A 17,939-nucleotide genomic window follows, 5' to 3' on the forward strand; every position below is an offset into this window, starting at 1 on the left:
CAGGATAAATAATTAGCAGGATGGATAATAAATCGGAGATAACATTTATCCCAGCGCTAGCTGGGATATCAGGAAGGTAAAATTAATTTTGCGGATTATTGACCAATAACGAACCTGAGTTAAAGAGCGTCCCGTCGCGCTGATTATTTTTCAGCACCCATACCCGGCCATAGTGATTATAGAAACCAGCCGCATGCCCGGCATCCTGACCAATCCCCTGATAGATATCGAAGTGTTGGCCTTTAATCGCCCCGCCGACATCCAGCGCAATCATCAGCCGCATTTCATACTTACCGGTAAACTTGCCTTGATTATCCAGCAACGGCACTTCCGCCAGTATGCTGGTTCCCGGCGGGATCAGCGAGCGGTCGGAAGCGACAGAGGCTTTCGCCACCAGCGGCACCGCGCTGGCGCCTTTAACAGGCGAGGACATCATGGGTTTGAAGAACACAAAGGACGGATTTTGTTCCAGCAGTTCTCGAACTTCATATTCGCTATGTTCCGCCGCCCACTTGCGGATAGCCTGCATGGACATATCCTCACGCGCCACTTCGCCACGATCGATCAGCACCTTTCCTATGCTGCGATAGGCATGTCCATTTTTACCGGCATAACCAAAGAACGTCAGCGGGCGTCCATCCCCGAAATCAATATAGGCGCTGCCTTGCACTTCCATCATGAAATTATCCACCAGCGAATTGCTCCAGGCCAGCACCAGACGCTCGTCCAATGCGCCGGCATAAATCGCGGCGCGATCCGGCAGGCGACGATTCTTCTTGCCGCGTGACGGCATGGCATACAGCGGATAGCGGAACTCGCCCTGACGGGTATAACGCGCTTGCAGCACTGGCGTGTAATAACCCGTGAACTGAACGTTGCCGAAGTTATCCACACCTTCCATCTGCCAGGCGCTTAAACCGAATTTGCTCAACTCGCGTGTATCGGCGCCAGACATCATCCAGTTTTCGATCGCCTGAAAGGTGTTGGTGTTGCTGGCATAGAGGTTTGGAGAAGCGTTTCTGATTTCCGCAACCTGCGTGATAAAATCGCGCGCATTGACCGGTTTTCCCTTGGCGTTAGGTTCATTCACCAGTTCCAGAGGCTGATTAAGACGCCCGTCTTTATATTGCTGTCCGCGATCGGTCGGTCTGGACTGACAACCCGCCAGAATCGCAATCACCAGGCCGGTCAGCACATATTTTCCCCAACTTCCTTTCATCTTCGTCGCGCTCTCTTTTGACATCATGTAGATCCACTGCCGAACGATAACAAACGGCTATAGATAAAGAAATGCGCCTACCCAAAAATCGCCCCCGCGATTTTTAAAGGTGCGCCCGCAATACGCCATTTACGGCTATCCGGTCATAAAACCCGGCACGCCGCGTTTAAAAAATAGACTATCCGGCGGTAAATTCAGCATCCGCACCGGCAATCCCATACTTTTTACAGAAATAGGTTGCATAGAAGCGAGTGGGGAGTATAGTGCGCATCCACGGACGCGGGGTGGAGCAGCCTGGTAGCTCGTCGGGCTCATAACCCGAAGGTCGTCGGTTCAAATCCGGCCCCCGCAACCAATTACCGATGTGTGCTAACCATCAGAAAAAAAGATATCAAGACGGACGCGGGGTGGAGCAGCCCGGTAGCTCGTCGGGCTCATAACCCGAAGGTCGTCGGTTCAAATCCGGCCCCCGCAACCAATTGATTATCAAGTTATTAAACACCCTGCCGGGTGTTTTTTTGCTTTCTGGCGCACCTCGCCCCACTACCTCATTCCTCAAAACCCGCGCCTTATCCTGCGCTTGCTACCCGCCCACGCTTATAGCCCCGACCGGCTGGCGAAATAGGCTTTGATTCCGGCAAGAATGGATTCCGCGATCTGCTGTTGAAAATGACCGGTGCGCAGCTTGCGCTCTTCTTCAAGATTGCTGATAAAGGCGGTTTCCACCAGAACGGAGGGAATGTCCGGCGCTTTCAATACCGCAAAACCCGCCTGATCGACACGGTTTTTATGTAGACGGTTCACTTTGCCCAACCGGGTCAGGATTTCTTTGCCGAATTTCAGGCTGTCGTTGATGGTGACCGTCTGCACCAGATCAAACATAGTATGGTCGAGGTAGCGATCGCCGCTCATGCTGACCCCGCCGATTAAATCCGATTCATTCTGGGTTTGCGCCAGAAAACTGGCGGCGGTGCTGGTTGCGCCTTTCTTGGAAAGCGCGAAAACCGATGAACCTCTGGCCGCGCGATTGGTAAACGCATCCGCATGAATAGAGATAAACAGATCGGCCCGCTGCTTACGCGCTTTCGCCACTCGCACGCGCAAGGGAATAAACACATCTTCATTGCGGGTCATATAGGCTTTCATATTGGATTCGCGATCGATCAATGTGCGCAGACGGCGGGCGATTTGCAGAACGATATCCTTCTCCCGCGTCTTGTTTTTACCAATCGCACCGGGATCTTCACCGCCGTGGCCGGGATCGAGCATAATAACCAACGGACGATCGCGTCCCGCCTTCCCTTGCTGCGGCGCTTCCGCCGGCAAGGTACGCTCAAGGTCACCCTTGTTGTAGTCTTCCAGCAACGCCAGCAGCGGATCTTCTTCGTTATCATACTTACCGACATCCGGGTAGAGATCCACTACCAGACGATGTTTGAACTCCGCCACCGGCGCCAACGTAAACAGCTTGGGGCTGGCGCTTTGTTTCAGTTCCAGCACCAGCCGCACCGCATCTTTATCAAACTGACCAATACGCGCCGCTTTGATTAACGGATCATTTTGTTGAAACTGACTCGGAATGTTCTTTAACACGCTATTGAGATGAATATTTTCAATATCCACCACAATGCGGTTCGGATTACTGAGCATAAACTGCTTATATTTCAGCGCAAGATTTGATTCCAGCGTGACGCGGGTATAAGAAGAAGAAGGCCAGACACGCACGGCAATCATCTGTGCTGCCGCAGCCAGCCCAACGCCGCTCACACTTAACAGCCAGGTTGCCGCTGCGCTTTGTAACAGGCGTCGCCGAGTCAGATTGTGATTCAAATGAGACATGCAACCCCGGTCTGATTACTGTGCTCTTGCCAAAAGCTGAAAGCAGGAATATGAAAATTATCAAAAACTTTAACCAATCTCCCCTGCGCTGTCATGCAAAAATCCTGTTGGCGCCTTGAATGAGGCGAAGAAAGGGCTTGTCTTACCCCTTGCCTTTTGCCTCACAAAGAATAAAAATACAAAAATTACGAATAAAAATTCAAAGAGGGCTCGCAGTGAAGGAACGTAGTACAGAACTGGTTCAAGGCTTCCGCCATTCAGTCCCTTATATCAATGCCCACCGCGGCAAAACGTTTGTCATCATGCTGGGTGGAGAAGCCATCGAACATGAAAACTTCGCCAACATCGTCAACGATATCGGGCTACTGCATAGTCTGGGCATCAAGCTGGTCGTGGTTTACGGCGCTCGCCCGCAGATTGATGCCAACCTGACAACCCATCACTACGAGCTCCGCTATCACAAAAATACCCGTATCACGGACAGCGTTACACTGGAACTGGTCAAACAGGCCGCCGGTATGTTGCAGTTGGACATTACCGCCCGGCTGTCCATGAGTCTGAATAATACGCCGTTGCAGGGTGCGCATATCAATGTCGTCAGCGGTAACTTTATTATCGCTCAACCGCTTGGCGTTGATGACGGCGTGGATTATTGCCATAGCGGACGCATCCGCCGCATTGATCAAGAAGCGCTGCACCGCCAGTTGGATAGCGGGGCGATTGTTCTGCTGGGGCCGGTCGCGGTTTCCGTTACCGGCGAAAGCTTCAACCTGATGTCGGAAGAAGTCGCCACCCAGTTGGCGATCAAGTTGAAAGCCGAGAAGATGATCGGCTTCTGTTCCTCACAGGGCGTGATCAACGACAAAGGCAATATAATCTCCGAATTGTTTCCAGACGATGCCCAACGGCATATCGAAGCGATGGAAGCGGAAGGCGATTACCATTCCGGTACGGTCAGATTCCTGCGTGGTGCGGTTAAAGCCTGCCGTAGCGGGGTCCGCCGCAGCCATCTGATCAGCTATCAGGAAGATGGCGCTCTACTGCAAGAACTGTTCTCCCGCGACGGCATCGGCACGCAGATCGTGATGGAAAGCGCCGAGCAGGTGCGCCGGGCAACGATTAACGATATCGGCGGGATTCTGGAACTGATTCGTCCGCTAGAGCAGCAGGGTATTCTGGTCAGACGTTCGCGTGAACAGTTGGAAATGGAAATCGATAAGTTCACTGTGGTGGTGCGTGATAACCTGACTATCGCCTGCGCCGCGCTCTACCCGTTCCCGGAAGAGAGTATTGGCGAAATGGCCTGCGTCGCGGTTCACCCGGACTATCGTAGTTCCTCACGCGGCGACATGTTGTTGCAAAGAATTGCCGCGCAAGCGCGTCAACAGGGGTTGAGCAAACTGTTTGTGTTGACCACCCACAGCATCCACTGGTTTCAGGAGCGTGGTTTTTTACCTGCGGAAGTGGAAATGCTGCCGAAAAGAAAACAGGAACTGTACAACTATCATCGCCGCTCAAAAATTCTGGTGCTGGATCTGTGAAACTCACCGGACGAATGACAATGGTGCTGGCGTTACGCACCATTGTCATCGACAAGAATAAAAAATTGCTGCCTCGGAGGAGTTCAAATCTACGCAACAGCAATGTGTCACAGCGACACGAATCCCTGATTATTGGGCTGGCGCCGACGCGATGGTGATCCGCTCCAACGGCCCGACAATAAACAAGTAAGCGATAAGCCCAATTCCCCCCATCGAACCTACATACAAAATGGCGTAATCAAACGATTGGGTGGAAGATAAAATAAAGCCAATAATCAGCGGCGTAATGATGCTGGCCATATTGCCGCACATATTAAAAACGCCGCCCGCGATGCCCAACACTTCTTTGGGCGAGGTATCGCTTAAGACACACCACCCCAGATTACCGAACCCTTTGGCAAAAAACGCCAGACTCATCGCGGCTATAACGACGACTTCTGAACAGGTGTAATTCGCGGCAATAATGGTACATGACAGCAACATGCCGCAGATAATCGGCAGTTTGCGAGATATCGTCAGGCTATAGCCGCGTTGCAGCAAATAGTCAGAAAATACGCCGCCGATGATCCCACCGATGAAACCGGCAATCGCGGGGATGGATGCGACCAAACCGACTTTCAATATTGACATCCCTTTGGCCTGATATAAATAAGTGGGGAACCAGGTAAGAAAAAACCAGGTGATGGAGGTAACGCAAAATTGACCAATATAAACGCCAATCATCATGCGGTTAACACAGACGGTTTTAATTTGTGAAAAAGTGATTTTCTCTTTCTTTATATTAACGCCGAGACTGGGCTCCCCGCCGCCGGAACGAATGTAGTCAAGCTCCTCCTGATTGATTTTTTTATGTTTAAATGGTTCCTGTACGTAGATAAACCAAAATAGCCCCAGAACGACGCCAATAGCGCCAATATAATAAAAAACATAGTGCCAGCTTAAATGATATAAAATAACCGTCATTAAAGGCGTTACCACGCCCAGAGAAATATATTGGGCGGCCTGATAAACCGAAGTGACGAACCCTCTTTCTTTATTCGGGAACCATTGAACGCTGAGACGGCTGTTGGCCGGAAATGCGGGCGCCTCTATCGCGCCCATGAGCAAACGCAAAATAACCAGCACCACGAGAGGGGAAGTAAATAGATAAATCGTCCCCTGGAACATCGTCACAACAGACCAGGCAATCAAAGCAAAACCATATACTAACCGCGAGCCAAATTTATCAAGTAATAATCCACCGGGAATTTGCATAATCACGTAGGAAATACCAAAGGCTGAAAACGCCAGTCCCATAGCCTCCGGATCGAAGCCTAATTCCTTACTCATAAAAGGTGCGACAACGGAAAGCGTCGCACGGTCCGCATAATTAAAAACCGTGGCTAAAAAAAGAAAAATTAATATTGTATATCTTACATTCGTGCGTTTTTTTAATGTATTCATGGCAGACAACTCCTGTCAACGAGGGTTGCATTTAATTGGATAAGTAGAGGTACAGTTAATTACCGTGACTGATAGAGAAAATATCAGTCACGGGACACATCAGGGATGTTTACCGAACTCGCAGGTCACTTCCGTCCATTTTCTTGCCTGCTCGCTCAGGGTAAAGCCAAGCCCCAGACGATCGGAAACCCACATGCGGCCATCACGTAACTCAAGCTGCTCATTAAATAGTGGGTTTAACCATTCGAAATGTTCAAGCCAGGGCTCAATCGGATAAGCCGCCGCCAGATGCAAATGCACCTCCATCGCGAAATGTGGCGCAAGCTTGCGACCATGCTTGGCTGCCAGATCCATGATTTTCAGGAAGGGCGAGATCCCGCCGACTCGCGGCGCGTCAGGCTGAACAAAATCGCTGGCGTTACCGAGGATCAACTGCTCATGTTCACGGAAACTGGTCAGCATCTCACCGGTGGCGATCGGTGTGTCGAGGGCGGCGGCCAGCGCCGCGTGGCCTTCGACATCGTAAGCATCGAGCGGCTCCTCAATCCAGATAAGGTTGAATGCTTCCATTTTCCGTCCCATACGAATGGCGGTTTCGCGATCCCATTGCTGATTCGCATCCACCATCAACGGGAAATCATCGCCCAACGTCTCGCGCAAAGCGGTAAGACGCCGGATATCTTCCGCCGTATTGGGTTGCCCTACTTTCAGTTTGATCCCGCCAATGCCGCTTTCACGCGAAATCACCACATTTTTTAAAACCTGTTCCAGTGGCGTATGCAGGAACCCGCCGGAAGTGTTATAGCACTGCACGGAATCACGATGCGATCCCAACAGCTTCGCCAGCGGCAACCCGGCGCGTTTGGCTTTCATATCCCACAACGCGATATCGATGGAAGAAATCGCCTGTACCGCCATGCCGCTGCGACCGACAGACGCGCCGGCCCACAGCAGCTTGGTGTAAATTTTGTCTATATCGTTAGGGTCCTCGCCGATCAGGTTATCGGCGATTTCTTTGGCGTGGGCATAAATGCCCTGCCCGCCTGCGCGTTTCGAATAGCTGAAGCCGACGCCTTCAAACCCATCTCTGGTGCTGATTTCAGCAAAAATGATAGCGACTTCGGTAAGCGGCTTTTGTCGTCCGGTCAGAACCTTGGCATCACTGACGGGCGCCGCCAACGGCAAAAAAGCCAATGACATTTTTACCCACTCGATCCGATCGCCGGTATCGGCGGCAGTTTTGGCATTAGTCGCTTTCGCGTAGCTTACGGCATCTGAATTAGCGCTAAGAGTCATGTGTTTTCTCCTTTAAAAATGATTGCGCTAACATATTTAATCCAAACGCCACAAATGAACATAAAAAGAACAAAAGGATGCAAAACAGATCACAAATTAATCAACAAATGAATTTTATCAGTAAAATCCATATAAAAACCACGAGAATAGCTTTCATGAAAAACAATAATGATAACGCAATCATATTATGCAAACGCACAAAAGCCACGCTAAAGTCACATAGGGGAAATAAGTGCGCCCTGTCGGAAGCGCGCGTGCTGACTTGCATTATCGCCATTCATCAATCTTGGCTGGAAAATACCCTACTTCAACGATAATCTGACAGACAGGAAGCCAGGAACATATTGGGGAATATCGAGTGAAGAGTGATAAACACGCCGTCAATAACCCGAACCGCCCCCCCACGCTGGAAGATGTGGCCCGTGCCGCGGGGCTTTCTCCGATGACCGTCAGCCGGGCATTGAACAATCCCAAAATCGTTCGTGCGGGAACCGTGTCTCGCGTCATGGAGGCGGTGCGTGTGACGGGTTACATTCCCAACATGTTGGCCGGCGGGTTGGCGTCGAAACGCAGCAAACTCATCGCGGTTATCGTTCCACAAATCAATAACAGTATGTTTGTTGACACGGTTCAGGCCATCAGCGACGAACTGGCCACGCGCGGTTATCACATGCTGTTGTGCGTTGCTGGTTATTCGCATGAATCCGAAGCCGATATCGTTACGACGATCCTCTCTCGTCGCCCGGATGGTATTGTTCTCACCGGTATTCATCATTCCCCTGAACTTAAGAAAATCATTCTTAATGCCAATCTTCCCGTTGTTGAAATCTGGGATTTAACGCCAACACCGCTTGACATGCTGGTCGGGTTTTCTCATGAAAAAATTGGCAATGCGATTGGTCGCTACCTGTTAAATAAAGGCTATTCACGATTCGGGTTGCTTTGGACAGAAGACAGAAGAGCGGGACAGAGGAAAAAAGGAGTTTATGAGATTATACAGAAAAAACCTGATTGCCAGGTTCGGGAAATTACGTTGCCTTTGCCAGCGACGCTGGCGCTGGGCCGCCAGGGACTCAGCGCGCTGCTGGCGAAAGATAACCCGTTCGATGCCATCATTTGCAGTTCTGATACCCTCGCTCAGGGCGCCATCATGGAAGCAGAGACAAGAGCGTTGAACGTGCCGGACAAACTGGCGGTGATCGGGTTTGGCGATCTGAATTTTGCCGCCCATAATAAGCCGTCGATCACCACGATCAGAATCGACCGCTGGAAAATCGGCACAGATGCGGCCATTATGCTGGCGGACAAAATTGAAGGCAAACCCGTGAGCGACCCCATCGTCGATATTGGATTTTCACTGATTGAGCGGGAATCGGCCTGATAGTTTTAAAACATAATGATGTTACGATGAACGAAAACGCCACGGCAAAGCGTGGCGTGTACAGGGCAATATCAATCATGGGAATAAAATATGATGCCTTTATTAATCAGGCAATCATATTGCACGCTATTGCCGACAGGTTGCCAGTCTGGAAGAGAAAATAACCGCATTGAGAAGGTTATCGTATATTCATCCTTAGACTTGTAACGCAGAATTTGCGCCACTGGTTTGCTTTCATTACTCACCGTCTGGCGGGTATCCGAAAAAGCCAGAGAACCGTCCGGTCTGATCAGATAGGAATTAATAACCAGTCCTCCTTTCATCGTCCCCGTGGCGCCGGTTTCGGGGTTGGCGCACTGTGTTAAATCGACCGTCATATTGATTCGTTCGCCCTTATTGAGCACACTCTTAATATCAGACAGCGTATCAAGCGAATCGGCATAACTGTACTGAGAAAGGCTGAATAAAAGCGCGGTAAAAATAAACTTCTTCACGGTAAAAAACGAGGACATCCGGTTTCCTTTAAAAGACGATTTGGAAAAAAACATTTTATTACTCCCTTATGATAATATCCCAATAAATACAAACCCCGAAAATATTCCATTATCCCGATCAAAAAACAAGTGTTATTAATTAAAAAACACAAAAAACGTTATCTTATATTATATAATTTAAAGAAATATAATATTAATAAAAATCATGATTTTGCTACTCAATAAAGAGAAGAATTGAAAGATGACGGGGATAGTCATTATTTAAGTTATATGACTTATATCTGAAATATTTTATGAAGAAATATTTCCCGATATATTTAAACGCGATGCGGCTTATTCACCCCGCATTAATCCGGTAATCCGTTCCACCAGCCCACTGTGCCGTTGGGATGGCGTTTTTACCGCCCGACACAGTATTTTCATATCCGCATACAAAGACAGACGCTGACGAGCGCGGGTAATGGCGGTATAAACCAGTTCGCGCGTTAATACCGGCAAATAGTGATTCGGCAACACCAGCGCCGTATGCTCAAATTCCGATCCCTGTGATTTATGCACCGTCATGGCATAGGCGGTTTCATGGGGAGGTAAACGGCTGGGCGCCACCGCTTTCAGTTTGCCGTCAGGTAGTTGGAAATAAACGCACAATTCGCCTTTTTCACTCATCAGCGCGATACCGATATCGCCATTAAACAACCCCAGCACCGCGTCATTACGTTCGATCATCACCGGACGCCCAATGTACCAACGGTTGAGCGGATTGCGATTCCGACTTATCAACCCGGCTTTTTGCAGTGCCTGTTCAAGCCGCTGATTCAACCCCGCCACGCCAAACGGTCCTTCTCGCAGCGCGCATAACTGACGATAACGCTGAAACGCCAGCAATACCGCGTCAGGGCTTTCGCCCGCCGCAATACGCTGTAAATAGTCACGATATCCCTCAACGCCTGCGGTGAGAATACGCTGATAATCCTCCGTTTCCGCCAGCGGGTAACAGGCGATATCAGTAAAATCGCCGTTCAGTACCGCACGCACCCCTTGATCGTCGCCGTTATTCACCGCCAGCGCCAACTGGCCGATCCCTGAGTGCTGGTCAAAACGATAGCTTCTGCGCAACAGACAGATGCTGTCCGCAACAGTAACCGGACTTTCCGCGCCTGTTTCCGCCAATGGGCAGCCCGTCAGCCGTTGTAGCTGCTGTACCCTGTCGCGGCTATATCCTGATTCGGCAAAACGACAGATATCGCCCAGTACCGCCCCCGCCTCCACCGAAGCAAGCTGGTCGCGATCACCCAACAGGATAAGCCTGGCCTGTTCGGGCAGAGCGGCAATCAGGTTAGCCATCATCGGCAGGTCAACCATGGAAGCTTCATCCACCACCAGCACGTCCAGATGCAGCGGATTGCCCGGATGATGACGTAAACGCTGGCTATCCGGCACCGCGCCCAATAAACGGTGCAAAGTTGCCGCTTCCTGGGGAAAAGCATCACGGTGCGCCTTGCTCAGTGCAAGCGTGTTCAATGCCGTTCCTAATGATTCGGTCAACCGGGCCGCCGCTTTCCCCGTCGGCGCCGCCAACTGAATCCGTAACGCGTCGCCGCGATTATTCAACTGAATCAGCGCCGCCAGCAATTTGGCGACAGTCGTGGTTTTTCCGGTTCCCGGCCCGCCGGAAATAATAGCGACACGTCGGGTCAACGCCACCGCAGCAGCAATTTTCTGCCAGTCAATATCACGGTCTGGCGTGGGAAACAGGCTATCGAGCACGGTGCGGATCTGCGATTCATCATGAGGCAAATCCTGCCCCTTGCCGGCAATAAAATGCGCGACGCGTCCTTCATATTGCCAGCTACGCTGTAGATACAGCCTGTCCTGTTGCAATACCAACGGCGTTGGCCGGCTTCCGTCGCTGACCGCCTCCGACGCAAGTAAATACCGCCGCCAGCCCGCAACATCCGGTTGTCCCGCCAATTCCCCTATCTCATGAGCCAGTTGATGGTCGCGCCCGTCGAATAACCATTGCGTATGCAACCTCTCTAACGGCAGGCAAACGTTGCCCGCGCCCGACTGAGCGCTCAGACAGGCTGCGGCCAGCAATAAATGAGGATGTGCGTCATCCGCCAACATTCTGGCGAACTGCATATCCAATGGCCGCAGCAACCGCCGCTGTAATGCCGTGTCGAGCAAGTCAATCATGGTGGTCATGGCGTATCGGCCCCATCTGCCTGGTTTCCCTGAAACAACCGGTCCAATCCGGCGACAAAAGCAGCCGGTGGCCGACAATAAAATACCCCGTTACCGGGGTAACGACGGTCGATACCGCGTAAAAACAGATAAAACACGCCGCCGAAGTGCTGCTCGTAGTCATAATCCGCCAGGCGATGACGTAAATAGCGGTGTAACGCCAGACTATAAAGCTGATATTGCAAGTCATAGCGATGTTCGGCCATTGCCTGCATCATGGCGGGCTGCGTATAAGCACCGGCATCGGCGCCCAGCCAATTGGATTTGTAGTCCAGCAGGAAATAACGCCCATCCCAGCAGAACACCAGATCGATAAACCCCTTCAGCATGCCTTGCACCTGCTGAAACGACAACGGAGGACAGCGGGCGGATAACGGGTCATAGCGCTTTGTCAGCGCATCAAGTTGCGCCGCCTGCATCGGCGCCTCAATCGGCATGTAAAACTGCAACTCCGCACGTTTATGTTGTGTATCCAGCGCCGACAGCGTAATACCATTATCGTTGAGCGGTATAGTTAAAATCACCGCCATCCACGATCGCAGCACCGGATGCCAGACCGGGTCAAGACCGTGCAGTTGGAGTTGTTCCGCCAGCCATGCGTCATCTACCGGCTGGGTGAAATCCAGCGTTTCGAACAGACTGTGCAAAAACGTCCCAGGGCTTGCGCCTCGTGGAAAAGTATGTGGGGTAAACTGCGTTTCAGACTGTTCCTGCCGCTCACCCATCGCTTCTATATCCAGGCGAGGCAGCAACTCCTGCATGGTGGAAGAACCGTGTTGCTGCAAACCGGAATAGCTGGTCACGCGCCAACCATTGAACCACACGCTCTCGCTGTGACGGGCCGACAATGTCGACTGAACGGGTTCATCGGGTCGCCACGGCTGCTCATCGCCAGGTTGAACCGGCGTGACCGCCACGCCGTCGCCGATCAAACCGTTAAACTCAACCACCAGCGTCGCCGCCTCCGCTTCCTTACCGCGCTGGAGCAAATAACCCAGCGCGCTCTGATGCATATCGCTGCCGTCACCTTTGCGGCGCGAACGTTGCAGCGGCGCGACGCCAACGCTACAGTGGTAAATCGCGCGGGTGAGCGCCACATAAAGCAGCCGCAAATTCTCGGACAACCGCTCTTCTTCGGCCAGCGCCTGACTTTCTTCGCTGTTATTCAGATCAAGCAACGCCTGATAGCTGCTTCTGTCATGATAAATGCCCTGCTCCTGCACCCGGAAATTGCTGATAAAAGGCAGCCAGACCAGCGGGTACTCAAGCCCTTTCGATTTATGGATCGTCACGATCTGCACCAGATGATGATCGCTTTCCAGACGCAGTTGTTGATTCTCCGCCTGCGGATTGGGCTGGGTAATTTGCTGCGACAGCCAGCGAACCAACGCGTGTTCGCTATCCAGCGCCGATGAAGCATCCTGCAATAATTCACCGATATGCAGCACATCCGTCAACCGTCGCTCACCGTCACCGCCGGCCAGCAGGTTTTCCGCCAACTGGCGCCGACTCATCAGCCCACGCAACATCGGCAACACCCCGCGCTGTCGCCACAGAGAACGATAGCCGGCAAACTCTTCAACCAGCACATCCCAGGCCTCTTCGCTACGGCTTAGCGCATCTAAACCCGGCGCATCCAACCCCATCAGCGAGGTGGCCATCGCGCTGCGTAACGTTCTCTCTTGCTCAGGCGTCAGCACCGCCTGCAAGATCCACAGAATATCGCGCGCTTCCGGCGTGGTGAACACGCTGTCGCGATTTGACAGGTAGACCGACGGGATAGCAAGTTTACCTAATGCTTCCCGCACCAGCGCGGCTTCATGACGACTGCGCACCAGCACACTCATATCTGACGCCTGAACCAGACGTCGATCTTTACCCGTACTCAGCCAGGCCTGTTTACCTTGGCTGGCGACCAGCCAGTCACGGATCTGTCGCGCGCATTGACGCGCCATTAACTGCTGATAATCGCCAATGCCAATGGGCTCTTCGCCCGTCAGCCAAAACTGTAGCGCGGGCTGCGGCGCACCGCCGATCTCAAAGACCAGATCGCGTTTAGATTCAGCCGGTTCAACTGCCAGAAACGGAATCTCTTTAAAGAGAAACGGATTTTCAAGACGCTGAAATAAACGGTTCACGCCCCGCACCATCTGATGAGATGAGCGCCAATTAGTGCCTAATGTATAATGCGCGCTGACTTCAGATCGGGCGCGCATATAAATAAAAATATCCGCGCCGCGAAAGGCATAGATCGCTTGTTTGGGATCACCGATCAACAGCAGGCCGCACTGCTGTTGCCCGCCATACAATGAGCGAAAAATACGGTATTGCTGGGGATCGGTATCCTGAAACTCGTCGATCATCGCCACGGGATAACGCGCCCGCACGGTATGAGCCAACTGTTCGCCCCCCGGCTGTTGCAACGCTTCATCCAGCCGACCAAGCAGATCGTCAAATCCCAACTCCGCACGCTGCCGCTTTTCCTGACGCACCGACTGACGAATCTCGCTCAGCGCTCGCACCATGACGATATCACGCAACGAAAGCGACTCCCCCAGCAAACGATCAACCGCCGCAAACACCGGATGTTCAGGCGCCGCGCCTTTTTTAGTTTTCTCCACCAGCACCTGCTGGCTAAATCTTTCCAACTCTTTTGGCAGTTGATAATTCTGCGTTGGCTGTGCCGCCCACTCCGTGACTTTCTGCAACCAGTTAGGCAGGTGTTTGCTGCTATAGCTGCGTTTATCCACGCCAGACGCGTTAATCAGCCCTTCCAGTTCCGCCGCTGACGCCTGCCACTGCTGTTTGCAAGCATCAATAAGCGCAATCATTTTCTGATGCCGGCTAAGCAGCGTTTCCTGCTCCTCCGGCGGATGACGAAAAACCGGACTTTCGCCTTGCAGATAAGGCATCAGATCAGCGAGCAGACTCTCCGGCCCGCTCCACTCCAGACCGACGACACGGGCGACATCCATAGGCAACGGATAACAGTAGCGACGCCAGAAATCCGCACAGGCCTGACGGCGTAATGGCTGCTCATCCTCGATCAGCGCCTGCTCAAACAGGACGCCGGATTCAAACGCATTGGCGCTCAGTATCCGCTGACAAAAGCCGTGAATAGTGTGGATCGCCGCTTCATCCATCTGTCGCTCGGCAGACAACAGGATTTCCGCCGCCGCCTGATAATCCGGGATCTCGGCCAGCAATAATTTCAGCAGCGGGTCGTCGCTTTCTCCACGGATACAGGCGATACGCAAGACATGGATTTTCTCCCGGATACGTTCGCGCAGTTCCTCTGTCGCCGCCTCGGTGAAGGTGACCACCAGAATTTCTTCGACCAACAACGGGCGCGGATAAGCGGACTGCCGCCCCAAACCCAGCAGCAAACGCAGATACAGTGCCGCCAGCGTATAGGTTTTCCCCGTTCCCGCCGACGCCTCAATCAGCCGCTCCCCCAGGAGCGGCAACGTCATGACGTTGAGTGATTGCGGCGCGGGATGTTTCATTTCAACGTTGCCTTATTGAAGGCGTTATCGGTTTCAGACGCGGAAGCGCCGCCGCTTTTCATGGTCGGCGCGTTCTCAACCGGCAACGTTTTCTGTAATGAAGACGCGTTCGGGTAGGTCCGCCATCCCTGCGGAGCAGCGTAATCCGCCTTGCCATGATGACTACCGGAAATTTGCGACAGCACAGCCAGCCCCTCTGGTTTTAACGCCTGCCGGAAGAAATCGGCCAGTTGCTCCACCGTCAGCGGTTTAACTTCAGCAATCAGTTTCTCACGGGTATCAAACGCGAAATTTTCCCGATCCAGATCATTGCGCAAACGGCTGATTTCTTCGTCCAGCGTTTGTGGCCGCTGACTCAACTCATTGATAACGCCTTGTTTGTATTGTTCAAACTCTTCTTTTTTCATCCCACGCAGGCGTTTTTGCGCTTTCTGATAAAAATCCTGATAGCGCTGGTATAAGTAGGCGGGTTGTTTGCTGTTGCTTTGCAGCAGGAAACCCATCCCCCATTGGCGGCCAATTGATATCGGAAAAGCAAACACCACATAGCCAAGTTGTTCTTCCGTTCTTAATTGGTTATAGAACCAGGGTTGAATAATCTGCCCCAGCACCGAGCTATAGGCCATTCCCTGGGTTTCGCTATAGCCGGTGGGAATGTAAACCGCCGCCAATGCGGAGTCCGTGCTGCTGCCGGCACGTTGTAGATTCGCTCGCTGCGGTTGATCGATCCTCACCTCTCTACTGCGCCATAACGTTTTACCACCGCAGTTCAAGCGGGTTTTCAACGCTTGCGCCAATTCTTTCACCTTATCTGACGACAAGTTACCGACCACCAGCATCTCCGGCGTCGCTTTTTGCAGTAAATCCCTGCGATAATTCACCAGTTCCTGCAACTTGATGTCTTTCAGCAACTGACGACGTTCTTCGCGTTCACTGTATGGCAGTTGCGACAACGACTGGATTGGCTGTATAGCCAGTTCAAACGCTTTTGCTTTTTCCGCCGCCTCCAACTGTTGCAGATACCAGGATTTGGCTTGCTCCAGTTGTTCTTCCGTCGAGGTAAACGAGGAATAGCCATCAACCAGCGCCAGCAAAAGCTGCGGCAGACGCTGAGTGTAGCCGCCGGCATCAATCACCAGGCCATCATTGCTTTTGGTTGAAAAGCTAATCCCGCCAACCGATGCCTGATAGCTCAATTCATCCAGCGCAAGACCGGCCAGATAATCATTAAGTGCAAACAGCACCTGACTACGCGCGCTATTGCGGGCATCCTGATTACGCAGCAGCAAGGTGATTTCGGCTTTAGGCTCATCGGCAAAATAACGGCTCGGCATATACAGCACACGCAACCCCGGCTCCTGCGACAGGATTTTCGGATGCGTCGGACGGGTATTGCTCTTGATCAGAGAAAAATCATTCGGGATATAAGGATTGGTAGTGGGGAGGGACAGTGAAATTTTCTCTCCCAGCGTTTGCCATTTGGCAAACGTCTCTGCCGGAATTTTATTCACTTCATAAGGCGCATCGACAAAGTAAGCCACTTTGTTGTGCGGTTCATTCGGGCTAATCATCCAGATACGGGCATTTTGCGGCGTCATGACATCCAGACGCTGCGCTATCGCCGCGGGATCGAACTGATCAGCCAGGTACATTGCATCCAACGTATGTTCGACCGGCACCCACAACATGGTATCGACCAGCCACTCGATGTAATCCATATCACGGCTGATGGACAGGTAGCGGAAATCCAGATCCAATACGCGGGCGATCTCGTCAAAGTAACGCTGTTGGATACCCTCATGGCGGATCTGCCGCAAATAACTGAAGATGGCGGCGATAACGTCGTCACGTTGCGCCAGCCCTTTATCCGTCAGAGAGGCTGAGATCGCGAAGATACCGCCGTTACGATCGATGACCGGATCGGCGCCCGCGCCAATCGATTCCGCCAACCCTTCCTTTTGCAGCCAGTCGGATAACGTATTATGGCTGCGGTTGCCCAGTAGATAACTGATATAAGTATCGGTTTTGCTGCGGAACGCCTGGCTGTTGTTATCGACTCTGAATTCGATACGTAACTGTTTTCTCGGCTGCGCCGGGACATAGTGAATCATCAAACCACGTTGTTTTTGCGTGGTCACCGGCACTGTAACGGCCGGGACGCTGGCTTGCTGATCGGCAATGCGGCCAAATGTCTCCGTAGCCAGTTTTGCCAATGCAGACAGAGGCTGATTGCTGTAAATCACCCCTTTCATCAAATTGGCTGAGTAATAACGTTGATAAAACTTCACCAGTTCATCATGCAATTTGCTGCCCGGTTTATCGCTGAGCGTTTCCAGATTACCGCCGGAAAACCTCGCGCTGGGATGCGCGGGGTTCAACGTCTCTGCGCCTACCTGCCCCATGCGTTGACCATCACGCGAGCGCGCCATGGTCATTTCGGCATTAACGGCATTACGTTCACGGTCGGCATTCAGCGGATCAAGCAACGGGTCGGCAATGGCATCGGCCAGCCGATCCACCGCAGATTGCAACGCGTCGTTTTCCACTTCCAGATAAAATGCCGTGCGATAAGACGCGGTGCTGGCATTGTAACTGCCGCCATGTTTTTTAAGAAACTCGGACAACGCTTCAGGCTTTGGATAACGTTTGGAGCCCATTAAAACCATATGTTCAAGATAATGCGCCAACCCCAACTGACTGTTCGGATCGTCAAGCGATCCTACCGGCAAGGCCAATGAAGCCAGGGATTTAGTCGCCTGCAGATCGGAAACCAGCAGTACTGTCATCCCGTTATCCAGTTTTATCGCCTGGTATTGACGCGGATCCTTCTCACTTTTACGGATAGTTTGAGCAACAGGCTGCCAGCCTGTTTCAGCCCAACTCAACGGAAGCCAGAAAGTGAATAAAAAAAACAATCCGATAATCCAGACAAACGGTTTACGCATGCAATTCTCCAAGAGCCTTTACTTCACTGAA

At 52.0% G+C, this 17,939-nt stretch carries 10 protein-coding genes and 2 tRNA genes; 4 read left to right on the forward strand and 8 right to left on the reverse strand.

Annotation, left to right across the window (positions count from 1 at the left end):
* Positions 1-82 precede the first annotated feature (82 nt).
* On the reverse strand, positions 83-1,219 hold the full coding sequence (gene mltA / locus DES54_RS05310) for a murein transglycosylase A (protein ID WP_113865600.1): 1,137 nt from the start codon (positions 1,217-1,219) through the stop codon (positions 83-85).
* 278 nt (positions 1,220-1,497) lie between these two features.
* Here mltA and DES54_RS05315 point away from each other — a divergent pair.
* Positions 1,498-1,574, forward strand: a tRNA-Met gene (locus DES54_RS05315).
* Positions 1,575-1,620: 46 nt separating this feature from the next.
* A tRNA-Met gene (locus DES54_RS05320) sits at positions 1,621-1,697 on the forward strand.
* Between the two features lie 119 nt (positions 1,698-1,816).
* Here the strand turns inward: DES54_RS05320 and amiC are convergent.
* The gene (gene amiC / locus DES54_RS05325) at positions 1,817-3,058 is read right to left on the reverse strand and encodes an N-acetylmuramoyl-L-alanine amidase AmiC (RefSeq protein ID WP_113865560.1); all 1,242 of its coding nucleotides are present in this window, start codon (positions 3,056-3,058) and stop codon (positions 1,817-1,819) included.
* A 215-nt stretch (positions 3,059-3,273) separates the two neighbouring features.
* On the opposite strand from amiC, the gene argA reads away from it, so the two are divergent.
* Positions 3,274-4,599 carry an amino-acid N-acetyltransferase gene (gene argA, locus DES54_RS05330; RefSeq protein ID WP_113865561.1) on the forward strand — a complete coding sequence of 442 codons (1,326 nt, stop codon included), beginning with the start codon at positions 3,274-3,276 and terminating at the stop codon, positions 4,597-4,599.
* Positions 4,600-4,728: 129 nt separating this feature from the next.
* Here the strand turns inward: argA and DES54_RS05335 are convergent, their stop codons facing one another.
* Both DES54_RS05335 and DES54_RS05340 read right to left on the reverse strand, forming a co-directional pair.
* Positions 4,729-6,042 carry an MFS transporter gene (locus tag DES54_RS05335; RefSeq protein WP_113865562.1) on the reverse strand — a complete coding sequence of 438 codons (1,314 nt, stop codon included), beginning with the start codon at positions 6,040-6,042 and terminating at the stop codon, positions 4,729-4,731.
* 99 nt (positions 6,043-6,141) lie between these two features.
* The gene (locus DES54_RS05340; RefSeq protein WP_113865563.1) at positions 6,142-7,338 is read right to left on the reverse strand and encodes an L-talarate/galactarate dehydratase; all 1,197 of its coding nucleotides are present in this window, start codon (positions 7,336-7,338) and stop codon (positions 6,142-6,144) included.
* A gap of 358 nt (positions 7,339-7,696) precedes the next feature.
* Between DES54_RS05340 and DES54_RS05345 the strand changes: the two genes are divergently transcribed.
* Positions 7,697-8,719, forward strand: a complete 1,023-nt coding sequence (locus DES54_RS05345; RefSeq protein ID WP_113865564.1) for a LacI family DNA-binding transcriptional regulator — start codon at positions 7,697-7,699, stop codon at positions 8,717-8,719.
* 71 nt (positions 8,720-8,790) lie between these two features.
* On the opposite strand, the gene DES54_RS05350 is transcribed toward DES54_RS05345, so the two are convergent.
* The 4 genes from DES54_RS05350 to ptrA all read right to left on the reverse strand — a co-directional run bounded on the left by DES54_RS05350 (position 8,791) and on the right by ptrA (position 17,908).
* A complete protein-coding gene (locus DES54_RS05350) occupies positions 8,791-9,231 on the reverse strand; it encodes a VirK family protein (RefSeq protein ID WP_169050469.1) in 441 nt (146 codons plus the stop codon).
* Between the two features lie 315 nt (positions 9,232-9,546).
* Complete coding sequence (gene recD, locus DES54_RS05355; protein ID WP_113865601.1) at positions 9,547-11,409, reverse strand: exodeoxyribonuclease V subunit alpha; 1,863 nt, start codon at positions 11,407-11,409, stop codon at positions 9,547-9,549.
* 5 nt (positions 11,410-11,414) lie between these two features.
* Positions 11,415-14,963, reverse strand: coding sequence for an exodeoxyribonuclease V subunit beta (gene recB, locus DES54_RS05360; RefSeq protein ID WP_113865566.1), 3,549 nt, complete (start codon positions 14,961-14,963; stop codon positions 11,415-11,417).
* Positions 14,960-17,908 carry a pitrilysin gene (gene ptrA, locus DES54_RS05365; protein ID WP_113865567.1) on the reverse strand — a complete coding sequence of 983 codons (2,949 nt, stop codon included), beginning with the start codon at positions 17,906-17,908 and terminating at the stop codon, positions 14,960-14,962. The genes recB and ptrA overlap by 4 nt, the downstream gene beginning before the upstream one ends.
* Positions 17,909-17,939 lie beyond the last annotated feature (31 nt).

Source organism: Brenneria salicis ATCC 15712 = DSM 30166, assembly GCF_003315515.1.
GTDB classification, from domain to species: Bacteria; Pseudomonadota; Gammaproteobacteria; order Enterobacterales; family Enterobacteriaceae; genus Brenneria; species Brenneria salicis.

Excerpts from the sequence above, each read along its gene's own strand:
- mltA (WP_113865600.1), bottom strand. The coding sequence starts at position 1,219 with ATGAAAGGAAGTTGGGGAAAATATGTGCTGACCGGCCTGGTGATTGCG.
- recB (WP_113865566.1), bottom strand. The coding sequence starts at position 14,963 with ATGAAACATCCCGCGCCGCAATCACTCAACGTCATGACGTTGCCGCTC.
- ptrA (WP_113865567.1), bottom strand. The coding sequence starts at position 17,908 with ATGCGTAAACCGTTTGTCTGGATTATCGGATTGTTTTTTTTATTCACT.
- DES54_RS05340 (WP_113865563.1), bottom strand. The coding sequence starts at position 7,338 with ATGACTCTTAGCGCTAATTCAGATGCCGTAAGCTACGCGAAAGCGACT.
- recD (WP_113865601.1), bottom strand. The coding sequence starts at position 11,409 with ATGATTGACTTGCTCGACACGGCATTACAGCGGCGGTTGCTGCGGCCA.
- DES54_RS05350 (WP_169050469.1), bottom strand. The coding sequence starts at position 9,231 with ATGTCCTCGTTTTTTACCGTGAAGAAGTTTATTTTTACCGCGCTTTTA.
- DES54_RS05335 (WP_113865562.1), bottom strand. The coding sequence starts at position 6,042 with ATGAATACATTAAAAAAACGCACGAATGTAAGATATACAATATTAATT.
- amiC (WP_113865560.1), bottom strand. The coding sequence starts at position 3,058 with ATGTCTCATTTGAATCACAATCTGACTCGGCGACGCCTGTTACAAAGC.